The 14,896-nt window shown below is 64.3% G+C and carries 15 protein-coding genes and 1 pseudogene; 8 read left to right on the top strand and 8 right to left on the bottom strand.

Annotated elements, in window-relative coordinates; translation table 11 throughout:
- Nucleotides 1-21: 21 nt before the first annotated feature.
- The 4 genes and pseudogenes from fdxA to XH98_RS29625 form a co-directional block, all read right to left on the bottom strand.
- Complete coding sequence (gene fdxA / locus XH98_RS29640; RefSeq protein ID WP_220001295.1) at nt 22-360, bottom strand: ferredoxin FdxA; 339 nt, start codon at nt 358-360, stop codon at nt 22-24.
- A gap of 132 nt (nt 361-492) precedes the next feature.
- Nucleotides 493-762: pseudogene (locus XH98_RS29635) on the bottom strand (RNA-binding S4 domain-containing protein); the annotation flags it as partial.
- 13 nt (nt 763-775) lie between these two features.
- Nucleotides 776-4,159 carry a helicase-related protein gene (locus tag XH98_RS29630; protein ID WP_271620701.1) on the bottom strand — a complete coding sequence of 1,128 codons (3,384 nt, stop codon included), beginning with the start codon at nt 4,157-4,159 and terminating at the stop codon, nt 776-778.
- Nucleotides 4,160-4,929: 770 nt separating this feature from the next.
- Nucleotides 4,930-5,739 carry a DUF3108 domain-containing protein gene (locus XH98_RS29625; protein ID WP_333932782.1) on the bottom strand — a complete coding sequence of 270 codons (810 nt, stop codon included), beginning with the start codon at nt 5,737-5,739 and terminating at the stop codon, nt 4,930-4,932.
- Nucleotides 5,740-6,296: 557 nt separating this feature from the next.
- Between XH98_RS29625 and rpmB the strand changes: the two genes are divergently transcribed.
- From rpmB to XH98_RS29600, 4 genes are all read left to right on the top strand, one after another.
- The gene (rpmB, locus tag XH98_RS29620) at nt 6,297-6,602 is read left to right on the top strand and encodes a 50S ribosomal protein L28 (RefSeq protein WP_271620700.1); all 306 of its coding nucleotides are present in this window, start codon (nt 6,297-6,299) and stop codon (nt 6,600-6,602) included.
- A gap of 186 nt (nt 6,603-6,788) precedes the next feature.
- On the top strand, nt 6,789-7,493 hold the full coding sequence (locus tag XH98_RS29615; protein ID WP_271620699.1) for a hypothetical protein: 705 nt from the start codon (nt 6,789-6,791) through the stop codon (nt 7,491-7,493).
- A 48-nt stretch (nt 7,494-7,541) separates the two neighbouring features.
- Nucleotides 7,542-7,889, top strand: coding sequence for a hypothetical protein (locus XH98_RS29605; RefSeq protein ID WP_442868647.1), 348 nt, complete (start codon nt 7,542-7,544; stop codon nt 7,887-7,889).
- A gap of 252 nt (nt 7,890-8,141) precedes the next feature.
- The gene (locus tag XH98_RS29600) at nt 8,142-8,522 is read left to right on the top strand and encodes a hypothetical protein (protein ID WP_271620698.1); all 381 of its coding nucleotides are present in this window, start codon (nt 8,142-8,144) and stop codon (nt 8,520-8,522) included.
- Between the two features lie 7 nt (nt 8,523-8,529).
- Here the strand turns inward: XH98_RS29600 and XH98_RS29595 are convergent, their stop codons facing one another.
- From XH98_RS29595 to XH98_RS29585, 3 genes are all read right to left on the bottom strand, one after another.
- Nucleotides 8,530-8,808: a DUF1488 family protein gene (locus XH98_RS29595; RefSeq protein ID WP_271620697.1), complete on the bottom strand. Its 279-nt coding sequence runs from the start codon at nt 8,806-8,808 to the stop codon at nt 8,530-8,532.
- 434 nt (nt 8,809-9,242) lie between these two features.
- Nucleotides 9,243-9,539: a hypothetical protein gene (locus XH98_RS29590; RefSeq protein ID WP_271620696.1), complete on the bottom strand. Its 297-nt coding sequence runs from the start codon at nt 9,537-9,539 to the stop codon at nt 9,243-9,245.
- Nucleotides 9,532-9,798: a hypothetical protein gene (locus XH98_RS29585; protein ID WP_220001287.1), complete on the bottom strand. Its 267-nt coding sequence runs from the start codon at nt 9,796-9,798 to the stop codon at nt 9,532-9,534. Before XH98_RS29585 ends, XH98_RS29590 begins: the two co-directional genes overlap by 8 nt.
- Before the next feature lie 502 nt (nt 9,799-10,300).
- Between XH98_RS29585 and XH98_RS29580 the strand changes: the two genes are divergently transcribed.
- The 3 genes from XH98_RS29580 (at nt 10,301) to ftsZ (ending at nt 13,036) form a co-directional block, all read left to right on the top strand.
- Nucleotides 10,301-10,648, top strand: coding sequence for a hypothetical protein (locus tag XH98_RS29580; RefSeq protein ID WP_271620695.1), 348 nt, complete (start codon nt 10,301-10,303; stop codon nt 10,646-10,648).
- A 368-nt stretch (nt 10,649-11,016) separates the two neighbouring features.
- Nucleotides 11,017-11,634, top strand: coding sequence for a hypothetical protein (locus XH98_RS29575; protein ID WP_271620694.1), 618 nt, complete (start codon nt 11,017-11,019; stop codon nt 11,632-11,634).
- A gap of 145 nt (nt 11,635-11,779) precedes the next feature.
- Complete coding sequence (ftsZ, locus tag XH98_RS29570) at nt 11,780-13,036, top strand: cell division protein FtsZ (RefSeq protein ID WP_271603399.1); 1,257 nt, start codon at nt 11,780-11,782, stop codon at nt 13,034-13,036.
- Between the two features lie 223 nt (nt 13,037-13,259).
- Here the strand turns inward: ftsZ and XH98_RS29565 are convergent, their stop codons facing one another.
- Complete coding sequence (locus XH98_RS29565) at nt 13,260-13,808, bottom strand: hypothetical protein (protein ID WP_228749228.1); 549 nt, start codon at nt 13,806-13,808, stop codon at nt 13,260-13,262.
- Between the two features lie 626 nt (nt 13,809-14,434).
- Between XH98_RS29565 and XH98_RS29560 the strand changes: the two genes are divergently transcribed.
- On the top strand, nt 14,435-14,569 hold the full coding sequence (locus XH98_RS29560) for a hypothetical protein (protein WP_271603398.1): 135 nt from the start codon (nt 14,435-14,437) through the stop codon (nt 14,567-14,569).
- The last annotated feature ends 327 nt before the right edge of the window (nt 14,570-14,896 follow it).

The following is a 14,896-nucleotide window of genomic DNA, read 5'->3' as shown; positions in this document are numbered from 1 at the left end:
GGGTTAAGTTTGCGCCGGAATTTAGTCTCCGGAGCCGGGATTCTTAGAGAAATATTTCTCGAACTTGCCCTCCTGCCCGTCGAACTCCTCGGCGTCGGCAGGTGATTCTTTCTTCTGGGTGATGTTCGGCCAGCTCTTGGCGTATTCGGAGTTCACCTCAAGCCACTTTTCCAGGCCCGGCTCGGTGTCCGGCTTGATGGCGTCCGCCGGACATTCCGGCTCGCACACGCCGCAATCGATGCATTCGTCAGGATGGATGACCAGCATGTTCTCGCCCTCGTAGAAACAGTCGACGGGGCAGACCTCGACGCAGTCGGTGTACTTGCACTTGATGCAGTTTTCAGTGACGACGTAAGTCATCCAACGCTCCGAAAAGCTCTTTTAAAAGTCGCGGCTTGCGTAGCGCGGATGGCCCCGCGCTGCAAGGTCGGGAAGCCCCGATCATGACGGCTTTGTGTGGTTGATCGACCAAGAAATGAATACTATGCGCAACTAATTGCGCTTTATGTCGCCGAGCTCCTCGTAGAGCAGGCGCGCCGAGGCGGCATCGCCGCGGCGCTCGATGAAAGCAGTCACTTTGAGCACGCGCACGGTGCGATCGAGCCCGACGGTGATGACGTCGCCGATCTTGACCGCATGGCCCGGCGATTTCTCGCGCGTGCCGTTGATGCGGACGTGGCCGGTTACGACAAGTTCAGCCGCCGAGGTCCGCGCCTTCACCACCCGCGCGTGCCACAGCCATTTGTCGAGGCGCTGCCGCTCGGTGGTCGTGGGACTACTCCTTGCGCCCCGAGAGCTGCTCTTTCAGCGCGGCGAGCTTGGCGAAAGGCGAGTTCGGATCGGCGGGACGATCGCGCTCACGCGGGTTCGCGCTCGAGGCGTAGGGCCGCAGCGACGGACCTGACTCGCGGTCGCGGCGATCCCTGCCCTTGTCGCGGTCGCGGCCACCACGATTGTCGCGGCCCTTGTCACGATCGCCGCCGAACTTCTTGTTGTCGCGGTTGCGATCGCGATCCTTGTCGCGGTCCTTGCCCTGAAAGCTGCGATTGCGATCGTCGCGGCGCTCACCAGCCTCGCCGCCTTCACGCGGCTTGCGGAAATCCCTGCCGCCGTCGCGACGATGGCCACCGCCGTGACGATGCCCCGGCTTCGCGCCTTCGGCGGCTTCGCCCGGCGCCGCCGTGGCGCCTTCAGCGCCGGCCTCGGCGCTCGCCTGTTGCGGGCGCTGATTGTGGTGACGCTGATGGCGATGACGCTCGTGACGCGGCTTGCGATCCTCGTGACGGCCACCGGGACGCCAGACTTCGACGAGCTCGGGTTCAGCGGGCGCAGCCGCAGCTTCAGCCGGCGCCGCCTCGACCGGCGCAGCGGCATCGGGAGAGGCGGCGGCTTCCACTGCGGCGGTTTCCGCGGGAGCGTCTTCAGCGCCAGCCTCTGCCGCTGCAGCAGCCTCTTCCGCCGGCGGGGCAATGCCGTGGGCATCTTCGGGCGTGACGGGCGAATCAGATGAGGCTTCGAGCGCCGGCTCTTCGTGAGCGGGCCCTTCGTGCTGCTCCATGCCGGGCGCGTCTTCGACGGTGACGGCTTCGATCGCGGCATCCGCGGGTGCGACCGCCTGTTCGGTCGCAGGCGCTTCTGCAGATGCCTCAGCAGCCGGCGTTTCCGCAGCCACGGTCGCGACCGGCTTCGGCGGCAGCGGTGCACGCTTCTCCATGCGATAGCCGAGCGCACGCAGCACCGAGGCAAAGTCCTCGCCGGCGGAGCCGGTAAGTGAGGTCATCGCCTGGGTCACAACGAAGCTGCGGCCGTCGAACGCGCCGGCGGGCTTTTCGCCGGGCGAGTTCTCGCGCCAGGCCAGTGCGGGCCGGATCAGATCCGCAAGGCGCTCCAGGATGTCGACCCGCACGGCACGTTCGCCGGCCTGCTTGTAGCCGAGCACGCGATAGGCATCGCGCGGCAAGCTCTTGTCGACCGGGAACGAAGTGCGGCCGGATGAAGCCAGATGCTGCGCGCCCGACAGCGCCGACAGATCGACATTGTCCTGCTTCAGCGCCCACAACAGCGCAGCCAGCGCACGCGCGGCGGGCTTGAGGATGCCGGGGAAATAGATGTGATAGGCGCCGAAGCGGACGCCATATTTACGCAGCGTCGCGCGCGAGGGCTGGTCGAGATCCTTCAGCTCGTTGGCGATCTTCGGACGCTCGAGCACACCGAGCGCCTCGACCAGCTGATAGGCGATGCCGCGGGCGATACCCGTGACGTCCTCGGCCTTCGACAGCTCGAACATCGGCCCGAGCAGCTTTTCGATATGCGTCTTGAGCCAGAGGTCGAGCCGCGCCTGCACTTTTTCGCGGGGAGCGCCCGTGAGCCGCTCATCCGAGATGATGCGGATGCGCGGATGCAGCGCCTCCTCTGCGGCCGTCAGCCGCGCCACGGCGTCGCCGGTCCAGCGGATGGTGCCGTCGGAGGTCAGCACGAACTGATCGTCCGGCGCGTTGCCGAGTTTTTCGGCGCGCGTATTGATCTCGCCGGCGAGCACCGCTTGCGCGGCAGCCTGCAAGGCTTTCGCATCGGAGCCAGCTTCCGCCGCATCCGGTGCAAAGGTGAAGCCATCGAGGCGGCCGATGACATGGCCTTCGACGATAACTTCGCCGGTCTTGCCGATTTCCGTATTCAAGCTCGTGTTCTCCCGCAGGCGGCGCATCAATACACTGGTCCGGCGATCAACGAAACGCTCAGTCAAGCGTTCATGGAGCGCATCCGATAATTTATTTTCGACCTCGCGGGCGATCCCCTGCCAGCGATCGGGGTCTTTCAGCCAGTCCGGGCGGTTGGCGACGAAGGTCCAGGTGCGGATCTGCGCGATTCGCGCCGATAGCGTGTCGATGTCGCCGTCGACGCGGTCGGCCTGGTCGACCTGGGCCGCGAACCAGGAATCGGGGATGCAGCCCTTCCGCATCAGGAAGCCGTAGAGCGTCGTCACCAGCTCGGCATGGGCCGCAGGCGACAGTTTCCGGTAGTCCGGGACCTGGCAGGCCTCCCAGAGCCGCTCCACGGCGGCCTTGCCATGCGCGATATCGCGCACCTCGACGTCGCGGGCGGCGTGGTCGAGCACGCGCATGTCTTCGGCGATCGGCGCCCGCGTCAGCGTCTCGTGGCCGGGGGCGAGGTTGAGCGAGACCTGGAGCGCGCCGAGGGAGGAGAAATCCAGCTTCGAGTTGCGCCATTGCAGCATCTTCACGGGATCGAAAATGTGGTTCTGGAGCGCATTCACGAGCTCGGGCTCGAACGGGCCGCAGCGGCCCGTGGTGCCGAAGGTGCCGTTGCGCGTGGCGCGCCCCGCGCGGCCGGCGATTTGCGCGAACTCGGCCGGCGTCAGCCTTCTGAACTGAAAGCCGTCGAACTTGCGGTCGGAGGCGAAGGCGACGTGGTCGACGTCGAGATTGAGGCCCATGCCGACGGCATCGGTGGCGACGAGATAATCGACATCGCCGTTCTGGAACATCGCCACCTGCGCGTTGCGGGTGCGCGGCGAGAGCGAGCCGAGCACCACGGCGGCGCCGCCGTGCTGGCGGCGGATCAGCTCGGCGATGGCGTAGACCTCGTCGGCGGAGAAGGCGACGATGGCGGTGCGGCGCGGCTGGCGCGTGATCTTGCGGTCGCCGGCGAATTCCAGCTGCGACAGCCTGGGACGGGTGATCATGGACACGCCCGGCAGGAGCCGCTCGATGATCGGGCGCATCGTGGCGGCGCCCAGCAGCAGCGTCTCGTCGCGGCCGCGGCGGTTGAGGATGCGGTCGGTGAAGACGTGGCCGCGCTCAAGATCGGAGGCGATCTGGATCTCGTCGACGGCGAGGAAGGAGACATCCAGATCGCGCGGCATCGCCTCGACGGTCGAGACCCAGTAGCGCGGGCTCCTGGGCTTGATCTTCTCCTCGCCCGTGACCAGCGCGACGGCCTCGGGGCCGACGCGGGCGACGATCTTGTTATAGACCTCGCGCGCCAGCAGGCGCAGCGGCAGGCCGATCAGCCCTGAGGAATGCGCCAGCATCCGTTCGATGGCGAGATGGGTCTTGCCGGTGTTGGTCGGCCCGAGCACCGCAGTGACGCCAGCGCCGGGCACGCGCTCGGAAGCGAAGGGGGAGGGAGGAAAGGCCATGTCTGCCGGAATAGGTAATGGCTGATGGGGCGAAAGTCAGGGCTTGATGAGGCGAAGGGGTGCCGAGCGCGCGATCCGTCATCCTGAGGTGCTCGCCTTGCGGCGCAAGCGCGCCGCTGGGCGAGCCTCGAAGGATGAACGGCCGGGGTGCATCCCTGATGGCACCAGCCGGGCCCGTCGTCCTTCGAGGGCCGCTGTAGAAGCGGCCACCTCAGGATGACGGGGTTTGAAAACCTCGCGCAACTGTCTCACTTTGCGACGCTTTTTCCTCATCCCTTAAGCTTCGGAACGACTCTAGAACGAATCGCGGCCGAATCGCTGACTCCCCTGTGAGTCCCGTTCCGTTCACGCAAGGTGTCGTGGGACTCGTTTTGCGTGTGCACTAGATGGAGTTTTGGGGGGCCGCACAAGCGACGATGTGGGGGCTGAAACCCTTAAGTTGGGGATGGCGTCGAGTCGAATCAGAATCGGGGCGGAGTCAAATGGATTCGCGACGAATGGCCCTCCGAGGCATGATACGAAAACAACCCCATGCACAGTAGGTAAGTCATTGATATGGCTAAGGCGGGTGTCAGCCGCCGCATCCGTCATCCTGAGGTGCGAGCGGCGCGGCGCACAGCGCCGTGCCGGGAGCCTCGAAGGATGGAGGGCCCCGATGGGGCGGCGGGGTTGCGCGCGCGGGAACAGTCGGGCTGTCGCCATTCGAGGGCCGCTGAAGAAGCGGCCACCTCAGGGTGACGGTCTAGGAGTGGTGTCAGAAGCCAAAATCCCTACTGCGTCTTCGCCACCCTTGGCGGCTGGGCTGTGGTGATGAAGCTGGTGGCTTCCAGCATGGCGGGGCCGAGCGGGGTCGGCACCTTCAGCCAGAACGGAACCAGGATCCGCGTGCCCGCGACCGGGGCGAGCGCGATCTCGATGTTGCGCTGGGCGGCGAGGTATTTGATCACGGGGCGGTCGGGGATGTAGCCGGCGACGGGCACGAAATAGAGCGCGCAGACCACGACCGGGCCGTGATAGCCCTTCTCCGCTTTCACCGTCTCCATCCGCTTGAAATCGAGCTTGAGCTCGTAGCGCATGCGGCCATCGAACACCGGCGCGCTGCCATGGCAGGCCTCGGGCGACAGCGGATCGCCGGTGCCGGGCACGCGCACCAGCGAGGCTGTCATCGGATCGAACACGCCGCGCCGATGCGCTTCGGTAACGACGATACGGTCAGGATCGACCGGCGGCTCGGGAATGATGCCAAAGTCCTTCACATTGCCCTTGTCGAGGGTGATGTGGATCTCTTCGGTCTTCTTCGAGGTGGTGGTGGAGGCCTGGTAGGCGGAGGCGACCAGCGCGCCATTGACGACGCGGCCTTGGCTAGCGCCGGTGCCCGACCCGCCCGCGAAGGATTTCAGAATGCCTGTGGTGCCGCCGGAGGCCGCCGCGGAAAACACGTCGTCCTGGATATCGATGTTCCAGGCGCCGCGGCCGACCGGAATGCCTGACAGCGTCGCCTCATACTGCGCCTCGAGCTTGCCCTGCGCCGCCGCCGGCTGCGTTCCCCACACCCAAACCAGCCCGCCAACAGCCGCCAGCGCCAGCCTGATGACAACGGCCAGCCTGCCGGCCGCGCGCAGCCGGGGCGGGATGAGGGGGGACGTGTGCACGAGACGATCCAATCGGAAAACGAGTGGTTGTTACTTAAGCCTGTTACGGCGGCAAGCAATGTGTCCCAACGGCCAAGCTTTAAGGAACCGACCTGACTATTCAGCGGCGATTACGCCCTTTATGTGATGGTAAGGGGTTTTAAACATTGCCGTTTTGGTGATTGGGCGAGAGTCGCGCCGGGCCCGGACACCTCCCCCGTGCTGGCTCCGCTGTCATGCCCCGGCTCGACCGGGGCATCCAGTACGCCGCGGCCGATCTGGCAAGAGCGAGCCCTCAAACGCCGGCCTCTGGGATACTGGATCGCCCGGTCAAGCCGGGCGATGACACCTGTTGCGCGGCATGAATCCCCGCCCCAAATCCTTGACTACCCGCCCTACTGCCCCTATACGTCCGCCCGCTCCCTGCAAGGACGAAAGAATTTGCCCCCGTGGCGCCCCGAATGGCGGCCGCAAGCATTGGGGGTTTAGACCGAAGGAATTATGCCATGTCTCGCCGCTGCGAACTGACGGCCAAGGGCCCCCTCGTCGGCCACAAGGTCAGCCACTCCAACATCAAGACCAAGCGCCGCTTCCTGCCGAACCTGGTCAACGTCACCTTCATCTCGGAAGCGCTGGGCCGCAACGTGCGCCTGCGCGTCTCCACCAACGCGGTGAAGAGCGTCGACCACAATGGCGGCCTCGATGCCTTCCTGCTCAAGGCCAAGACCGACGCCCTTTCGCCGCGCGCCGTCGAGCTGAAGCGCGCCATCGAGAAGAAGGTCGGCGACGCGCCGGTCAAGAAGGCCAGCTGAGAATTTTCGGAATTGGGCGGGGGCTAGGTTGCGTCGCGTGGCGTAGGCTTAGCCAGTTGAGTTTTGCGTTGCGGCCGGATCGAAAGATCCGGCCGTTTTTGTTCCTTTATGGGCGCGTTGACCAGCATGCACCATGTGCTCCGACGCGATATGGTCTGAAAACGCCATTCGCGTTATGGTCCGACCATGCTTCAGACTCACTACCAGAAAGACACCCCCACCCTCGGGATCGGCTATTACACCGTGCCCGAGGCTGCAAGGTTGCTCAAGATCCGACCACTAAATATCCGCCGATGGCTCGGAGGCTACAGCTATACGCATGGCGACAAGACGATCGACATGCCCCCCCTCTGGACGCCTCAGCTACCCGCATATGATCATCACATCGAACTGGGGTTTCGAGATCTGATTGAGCTTCGAGTGATCAAGAGCTTCCTCGACGCTGGCCTTTCTATTCTCACTGTTCGCAACTGCCTCGAATACGCACGGGAATGTGCTGGCGACGACCATCCATTTTCCACTCGTCGCTTCCGAACAGATGGACGCACTATCTTTCTAGAGAGCATGAGACGGACCGGCGAGGATGAGGTTCTCGACCTCAAAAGCCATCAATATGCAATCAAGAAGGTTATCGATAGAACCTTTAAAGACCTCGATATCTCGCACGACATTGTCACGCGCTGGCGACCGTTCGAAGGCAGGCAGAGCATTGTGATCGATCCTAAGCGCGCTTTTGGCCAGCCGATTGCAACGAACTATGGTGTACCGACCGTGGTGCTGGCTGACGCCGTTAAGGCCGAGGGATCAATCACGCGCGTGAGCAGGCTGTATGACGTATCGCCGTCCGCGGTCAGAGACGCCGTGAAATTTGAACAATCACTCGCTGCGTGAAGCTCTTCTTTGACCACAACATGTCTCCAGCGATGGCGCGAGCCCTTCGTGAACTCTTCAAGGGCGAACACGAAGTCTCCTACTTGGCGGAAAAATTTCCCCCGCAACATTAGTGACGTCGATTGGATCGCAAACCTAAGCAAAGACGGGCAGTGGATCGTCGTCTCTGGCGATCGGCGAATTACAAGGAATCGCGCCGAATATCATGCCTTTCGAAACTCTAATCTCATTGGCCTCTTCCTCTCGCAAGGGCTCTACAAGGCACCTGTGATAAAGCAAATGGAACGCTTGCTAGCGCTGTGGCCCGTCATTCAAACTGTCCCGGCAACAGTTCAGGGTGGAGCAATGTACGAATTGCCCATGAAGAGTACCAAGCTCCGTCAACTAAAGATCTAGACGGCAGCCTTCGCTTCTCTGAGGTCCTCCGCGAGCAATCTAAATTTCGAATACCGCGTGATACTTGGACGCGTCGAGCTTCGATGCGTTCACGGGGGCGCGGCAACTCAACAGCTCAGGAGCATCGGTCTCCACGCTTGCTGCGGTGCATCGCTCGGCTGCTAGTCCGTAGTTCTACCGGCCCGGCGAACGTCTTATTGATCTCACGTTTTGGTTGAGCTTCGATATTGCTTTCCTGGCTGGGGGATTCTTATGCGTTATTTGAGCCTGGCGGTCATTGCGACCGCACTTGCTGGCTGCGCTTCTTCATCATCAGACATATCGGCGGCCTACGTGTCGCCGGTGCAATATCAACAGTACAACTGTCAGCAGCTCGCGCTGGAGGCGCAGGCGGTGTCTACCAGAGCTGCGATGCTCTCCGGCGCGCAAGATAGTCAGCGCACCAAGGATCAGGTGGCGACGGGCGTAGCTATCGTTGTGTTCTGGCCCGCGGCATTCCTGGTCGGTGGCGACAAACAGACTGCGGCCGAACTTGCGCAAATGAAAGGACAGATGATTGCGATTGAGCAAGCCTCGATCGCAAAGAAGTGCAACATTCAATTTCAGGGCAAGCCGCAAGAACCGCCGAAGTAGGCTCCCCCTACCCCCGAAAATCAATGCTCCGCAGCACGATTCCCGGCGGTGTGCCTTCGAACTCGCAGGCGCTGTATTTGCTGGCGGCTCGGGTTTCGATGCGGTCGCGGAGGCGGGTGAACTGGGCTTCGCGGTGCTCGGGGCGGGTTTGCGGGCCGCGTTCGAGATCGTCCATGGCGGAGGTGGAGACGGCGCAGGGGATTTCCTTCGCGCCGTCGTGCATGGAGAACTGGATGATGCCGCGGTCCTGCTCGTGGCCGATGAAGCGGCCGCTGGTAAGGGGCATGGGGGACTCCTGTTACGCGGGTTGCTTCCTGAGAACTGAACGCGTTGCTTCGGTGATGGTTCGTTCCCCCTCGCCCGCTTGCGGGGCGCGACGAGCTTCGCTCGCGCTGAGAGGGTTGGGGGAGGGTGTTTCCACAATGGGACACTCCCCAAGAGGAGAGAGCCCTCACCCGCCGCGCGGGACGATGCTTCGCATCGCCCGGGCGGGACGATGCTTCGCATCGCCCGGGCGGGACGATGCTTCGCATCGCCCGGGCGGGACGATGCTTCGCATCGCCCGGGCGGGACGATGCTTCGCATCGCCCGGGCGGGACGATGCTTCGCATCGCCCGGGCGGGACGATGCTTCGCATCGCCCGGGCGGGACGATGCTTCGCATCGCCCGGGCGCGTCGACCTCTCCCGCAAGCGGGAGAGGTGTACCCCGCGGCCGGCACCTAGTTGTCCCCGCCCAGCCTTGCGAAATCGTCGAGCAGCGCCGTCACCAGGGCGCGGTGGCGAGTGTCCTCGGTGGGGAGGCTGGCGGCGTAGAGGTTGAGGAGGTAGCGCGCTTTCACGGCGGCCTCGGGCCAGGAGACTGATGGCACCGTCATCAGGCGGTGCTCGAGATCGGCCTCGCGCTCGCGCAACTCGCGGACATGGTTCTCGACCTCGGCGAGCGAGCGGCGCAGATCGGTGGCCTTCTGCGCGGCCATGCCGCGATGCTTGTCGAGATCGACGGGGTGATCAGTCATTGGCGATGCTCGCATCGGACGCGATCGCGTCGGCAAGATCGGATGCGCGGATCGACAGCATCTCCATGGTGCCGGCTGGACTTTCCGCCGGCACGATGATCGACGTGCCGACGCGGCGCCACGCCGAGACCGTCTCGCTTTCGAGCCTCTCCTCGTCGGCGATCACCTGATAGGCGCCCGGGCGCAGCACGCGCTCGATGCCGTGGATGCGGAACGGATGCTTGAACGTGACGGTTTCCCGCCGCGAACGGATGGTCATGCACGCCTGCCTTGCTGCGAGAGCGGCCCCAAACCGACGCCGGCGAGCGCGAGCATGCGCTTCTTGCGCGGCAATAGCCAGCGCTATCGTCGCTGTGCAGTTTCCCCGTGGCGCATCCTTCGAGACGCCCGCCTGCGGCGGGCCCTCAGGATGAGGTCGGAGTGCATGGCTGCAGTTTTAGCGGGCACTGAAGAGACCGCGAGCGGTCGTCTCGAAGGACGAGGCGTGCGCGCAGGTCGCTCAACGAGGTCGCGTTTTAATCCTCGCTATTGGGGTTGCGGAGGCGTAGGCTTGTTTCCATCACCGCATCTTCCGCTACGGCATCGACCGGTGACTGAGGGTCACGTGCGCTCCCGCCGTCAATTCAGTCGCCAGGGCACGCCTTCCGCGTGTCCGCGAGAGGAGCATGCGATGCCGCCTTTTCGCGCCTCGGAATGGATCGTTCCGCCTGTCGTCGTTCCCCTGTTCCTGCTGCTTCTCGTCGGCGCGGCGGCGCTCTTTCATGGCTAGGCCCGTGCGCGTACCCTATCTGATCTGGGCGACGGGCGAATATGGCAGCGCCAATCACGGCCGCAGCAACGCCACCGTGGCGCTGCGGCTGGCGCAGAAGCTGCTGCGCGACGGCTACATGGACGTGCGCGTCTGCACGCCGCGCGGACGCGTGCTGCAGGCGGATGAACTGGACGAACTCAAACCTGCAAAGGAGCACGACGCCATGGCCAAGGGACAGCAGCGCGGCAACCGCGAAGCCAAGAAGCCGAAGAAGGACAAGGCCAAGGTGATCGCCGCGGCGCCGAGCCGCAAGGACGCGGTCTGGCAGCCGGATTTCGGGCCGGGGAAGAAGAAGTAACGAGAGATATAGCGTCGGCTGCATCGCGGAGCCCGTCATGTCCGGGCTTGTCCCGGCCATCCACGTTCTTGCGCCGTGGAGACCACAACGTGGATGCCCGGGACGAGCCCGGGCATGACGAGTTTGTGGAGCGATCGCGCGCCCAACTTGCTGCCGGCGCAAGTCCGCCAAGACGCAGTGGCGACAGATGGTGCTCTCCAATCCCCAGGTCGGCGCTCCGATCCCCAGGGGCGGCACGGTGACAGCACCGGTAAACAGCACCCGCGCGGGTGTTAACCACGCATTAACCAACGCAGCCTAGCCTGCTGTAATCGTCCAGCCATCATTAGCCCGAAATGCCTTCCCGGTTCGCTCCAGGAGAAGCGCCGATGTCTGTTGCGTTGTTGACGTATGCCGATCTGGGTGCCCGCCTCAATATCTCGCGCGAGGCCGCGCGGTCGCTGGCGAGACGTCGCCGCCTGCCGCGCTCGCGTTCGGATGACGGCAAGGCCCTGGTGAGGGTTGATTTCTCCGAACTGCGGTACACGCCCCGCCCAAGAACGGGTCGCCGGGCCGACCCCATCGGGGACTCCATCGCGAGGATCGAAGCGTTAGAGCCATTTCCGTTCCGACGGAGTCGGAACGGGACTCTAAATTTTTATTCTGACGCGTTTTCCTTGCGCGAACCGGTATCCACTTCGCTCGAAAACGCTTCTGAGACCGAGGTCTTCAAGGCGGAGATCGCGCGGCTCGAAGACGTGGCAACCGCCTACAGGCAAGTGTTCGAGCGCGAGCGGGAGCGCGCCGAGCGCCTCGCCGTCGAGCTGCAGCAGGCGAGCGCCGAGGCGACGGCCGCCAATGCGTGGGCGGCACGACTGGAAGACGAAATGACGGCGCTGCGGACCGATCGCCGCGCGGGCGGCTCGCTCATCGGGCACGCCGCGCTTCGCTTGGGACACCTGGCCGCTTCGATCGTGCAAGCAGACCGCATGGCTAGAGCGCGATGAGGTCAGGATGAGTAGTCATCGCGCTCTAGGTTGTTATTTGCGCATGATCTTATTCGGAAAACCGCAGCGCACTTTTCCGAATCATGCGGGTAGCATTTGAGACTTTCTCTAATCCCCGGCTTGCCGGACCAATCGAGAGGGAAAAATGGCTGGCAATATCGATATCCATGAAATGAAGGCCCGCATCGTCGTGTTCGGCGTCGGCGGCGCCGGCGGCAATGCCGTGAACAACATGATCACCGCCGGGCTGCAGGGGGTCGAGTTCGTCGTCGCCAATACCGACGCGCAGGCGCTGGCCATGTCGAAGGCAAGCCGCCTCATCCAGCTCGGCACGAAGGTGACCGCGGGCCTCGGCGCCGGCTCGCAGCCGGAACTGGGACGCGCCGCGGCCGAAGAGGCGATCGATACGATCCGCGATCAATTGACCGGCGCGCACATGGTGTTCGTGACGGCCGGCATGGGCGGTGGCACCGGCACCGGGGCCGCACCCGTCGTCGCGAGGATCGCGCGCGAGCTCGGCATTCTCACCATCGGCGTGGTCACCAAGCCGTTCTACTTCGAGGGCCAGCGCCGCATGCGCTTCGCCGAAGCCGGCATCGAGGAGCTGCTGAAGACGGTCGACACCCTCCTGATCATCCCGAACCAGAACCTGTTCCGGGTCGCCAGCGAGAAGACCACATTCGCCGATGCCTTCGCCCTGGCCGACCAGGTGCTGTATTCGGGCGTCGCCTGCATCAGCGACCTCATCGTCAAGGAAGGCCTGATCAATCTCGATTTTGCCGACGTCCTCTCCGTCATGAAGGAGAAGGGCAAGGCCATGATGGGACGGGGCGAGGCTTCGGGCGAGAAGCGCGTGCTTGCCGCCGCCGTGGCCGCGATCTCCAATCCGTTGATCGAGAATCCCTCGATCAAGCGCGCCAGCGGCCTCATCATCTCCATCACCGGCGGCAAGGATCTCATGCTGTACGAGGTCGACGAAGCCGCCACCCGCATTCGCGACGAGGCCGACCCGGACGCCAACATCATCGTCGGCGCGTCCTTTGACGAAGGCCTCGAAGGCATCGTCCGCGTCTCGGTGGTGGCGACCGGCATAGACAATCTCGACGCGGCGCAGGCGCTGCCGGTGGAAACCGCCCTCGCCCAACTCGCCGGAAAGCTGCGCAATGACGGCCGGCGCATCGCCGATCGCATCGAGCGCAGCGCACCCCTTCCGCAAGGAGAAAGCCCGCCGCTCCGCCCGCAGCCGCATCATCCCGTGGGACCACCAGCAAGGCCGGGCATGGAGTATGCGCGCCAGGCGGCAATTCAGCCGCTGCATCCCCAAGGCCGCGCGCCTGCGCGCAATGCGCCCGACGAGGCCGTTCTCGATATCCCGGCCTTCCTGCGCCGCGCGGCCAATTGAGTGGACGAGGCGGGGTTACCTGCTCGGCGACCAGCGAGCCCAACAACAGCTCGTCATCCCGGGGCGCGACAAAGTCGCGAGCCCGGGATCCATCTGGCCGCAGTAAACGTCGAGAGATGGATTCCGGGTTCGCGCCAAAAGGCGCGCCCCGGAATGACGAGCAAACAATAACTCTCCAGGACCGGACATGGAGCGCTGCGAGCGTGCGCAGCGCAACCCAGGCTCACGCTGCCGTGCTGCGCGGGCTCTCTGCGGTTTCCTTCTTGTCCGCCTCCTTGTCGCGAGACAGCCACGCCGGGAAGCGAAGCAGGCGCTCGTTGGTGTCTTTCGGCAGCTCGACCGGCGGCGCTTCATGGGCCGGACTCGGCAGCTCCGGCACGGCCTGTCCCCCTCGCACCCCATCCGCGCGCTGATCAAGTTCGCGCAACAGGGGATCGAGCACGCTGTCGATCTCGCTCGCCACCGACACCAGGAAACTATTGAGCTCGCGCGCCTCGGGCACGACTGCCGTAGCCTGCTCGATCGCCCTCGAGAGACCGTCGACGACAGGTGCAAATGCGCCGGCGGCTTGCTTGATTCGCGTCTTGATCGCTTCGATCTCGCCCAGGACGCGCTCGCGCTCCCGCCTTTTCTTTTCCTCGATGAGGCGGGCTTCGATTTCGGCGATCTGGGCCGTCAGGGTCGTGGCTTCGGATGCGAGTGCGTCGCGTCTTTCGCGCGCGCGATCGAGATCGCGGCTGAGATGGTCCACGAGGTCATCCTTTCCGAACATGGCTTTGCTCCGTAGGACAGGCGTTTTGCCCTGTAGGACGGCCCTGGCGCGTGCCGCCAGCCTCGCCACCGACTGGATGGCCGGATCGGCCGAAACAGGCATCAACTTCAGTCGCGTCACATGGGCCGGCATGGTGAATCCCCCCATCGCCGACATTAGGCGACCGCATGGTTAACAGGTGGTTAATGTCAACAGCGGAGGCTGCGGAGCCAGGACCCATTACCCCCCGTCTACTCTTGTCGAAGCACGCTGTGGCACAACTATCCGCAACAACTCGCTGCGGTGGTTATGGGTCCCGGCTCCCTTGCGCACTAGGCCGGGACGATACTTATTTCCGGGCGCGAGCCGTGGCTACCGCAGGCGCCCGTCGCCCGCTTCAACTATCTCCGCCAAGTCTCGCGAAATCGTCGAACAGTGCGGTCACCGGCGCGCGGTGGCGGGTGTTCTTCGGCCGGGAGTGCGGCATAGAAGTTGAGGGGGTTAGCGCGCTTGCACGCGCGGCGTTTTAGCTCTCGCTATCGGTGCGCTACAGGCGTACCTCTGTTATGCGCCTGCACGTCGCGCGGGATGCACACGTTGCCATCGGTCAAGCCAAGTTCATTCCAAACCTTTTGGAGGAGACGAAAATGGCCAAGGGACAGCAGCGCAGCAATCGTGAAGCCAAGAAGCCGAAGAAGGACAAGGCCAAGGTGATCGCCGCAGCGCCCAGCCGCAAGGAGGCGAACTGGCAGCCGGATTTCGGGCCGGGGAAGAAGAAGTAACGAGAGATATAGCGTCGGCTGCATCGCGGAGCCCGTCATGGCCGGGCTTGTCCCGGCCATCCACGTTCTTGCGCCGTGGAGACCACAACGTGGATGCCCGGGACGAGCCCGGGCATGACGAGTTTGTGGAGCGATCGCGCGCCCAACTCTCACCGTGATTGCGGAAGCACCCCTCACCCCAACCCTCTCCCCGCGAGCGAAGCTCGTCGCGCCCCCGCATCCGCCTTCGCCAAGGCTTCGGCGGACAAGAGCGGGGCGAGGGAGCGCACCGTCTTCGCGGCGCCACTGCCGTCTCCTCGCCGCCGCGCATTTCGGCTATACTCGCCC

The sequence above is a fragment of the Bradyrhizobium sp. CCBAU 51745 genome (genome assembly GCF_028128715.1).
Lineage (GTDB): Bacteria > Pseudomonadota > Alphaproteobacteria > Rhizobiales > Xanthobacteraceae > Bradyrhizobium > Bradyrhizobium manausense.
Note: the sequence above shows the minus strand (reverse complement) of the source record. Positions and strands in the feature narration are given on the sequence as shown.

What these genes read in the sequence shown, in the direction of transcription:
- XH98_RS29585 (WP_220001287.1), bottom strand. Translation starts at nt 9,798, where the DNA reads ATGACCATCCGTTCGCGGCGGGAAACCGTCACGTTCAAGCATCCGTTC.
- XH98_RS29615 (WP_271620699.1), top strand. Translation starts at nt 6,789, where the DNA reads ATGCTTCAGACTCACTACCAGAAAGACACCCCCACCCTCGGGATCGGC.
- XH98_RS29600 (WP_271620698.1), top strand. Translation starts at nt 8,142, where the DNA reads ATGCGTTATTTGAGCCTGGCGGTCATTGCGACCGCACTTGCTGGCTGC.
- XH98_RS29590 (WP_271620696.1), bottom strand. Translation starts at nt 9,539, where the DNA reads ATGACTGATCACCCCGTCGATCTCGACAAGCATCGCGGCATGGCCGCG.
- XH98_RS29575 (WP_271620694.1), top strand. Translation starts at nt 11,017, where the DNA reads ATGTCTGTTGCGTTGTTGACGTATGCCGATCTGGGTGCCCGCCTCAAT.
- XH98_RS29565 (WP_228749228.1), bottom strand. Translation starts at nt 13,808, where the DNA reads ATGTTCGGAAAGGATGACCTCGTGGACCATCTCAGCCGCGATCTCGAT.
- XH98_RS29580 (WP_271620695.1), top strand. Translation starts at nt 10,301, where the DNA reads ATGGCTAGGCCCGTGCGCGTACCCTATCTGATCTGGGCGACGGGCGAA.
- rpmB (WP_271620700.1), top strand. Translation starts at nt 6,297, where the DNA reads ATGTCTCGCCGCTGCGAACTGACGGCCAAGGGCCCCCTCGTCGGCCAC.
- XH98_RS29595 (WP_271620697.1), bottom strand. Translation starts at nt 8,808, where the DNA reads ATGCCCCTTACCAGCGGCCGCTTCATCGGCCACGAGCAGGACCGCGGC.
- XH98_RS29560 (WP_271603398.1), top strand. Translation starts at nt 14,435, where the DNA reads ATGGCCAAGGGACAGCAGCGCAGCAATCGTGAAGCCAAGAAGCCGAAG.
- ftsZ (WP_271603399.1), top strand. Translation starts at nt 11,780, where the DNA reads ATGGCTGGCAATATCGATATCCATGAAATGAAGGCCCGCATCGTCGTG.
- fdxA (WP_220001295.1), bottom strand. Translation starts at nt 360, where the DNA reads ATGACTTACGTCGTCACTGAAAACTGCATCAAGTGCAAGTACACCGAC.
- XH98_RS29630 (WP_271620701.1), bottom strand. Translation starts at nt 4,159, where the DNA reads ATGGCCTTTCCTCCCTCCCCCTTCGCTTCCGAGCGCGTGCCCGGCGCT.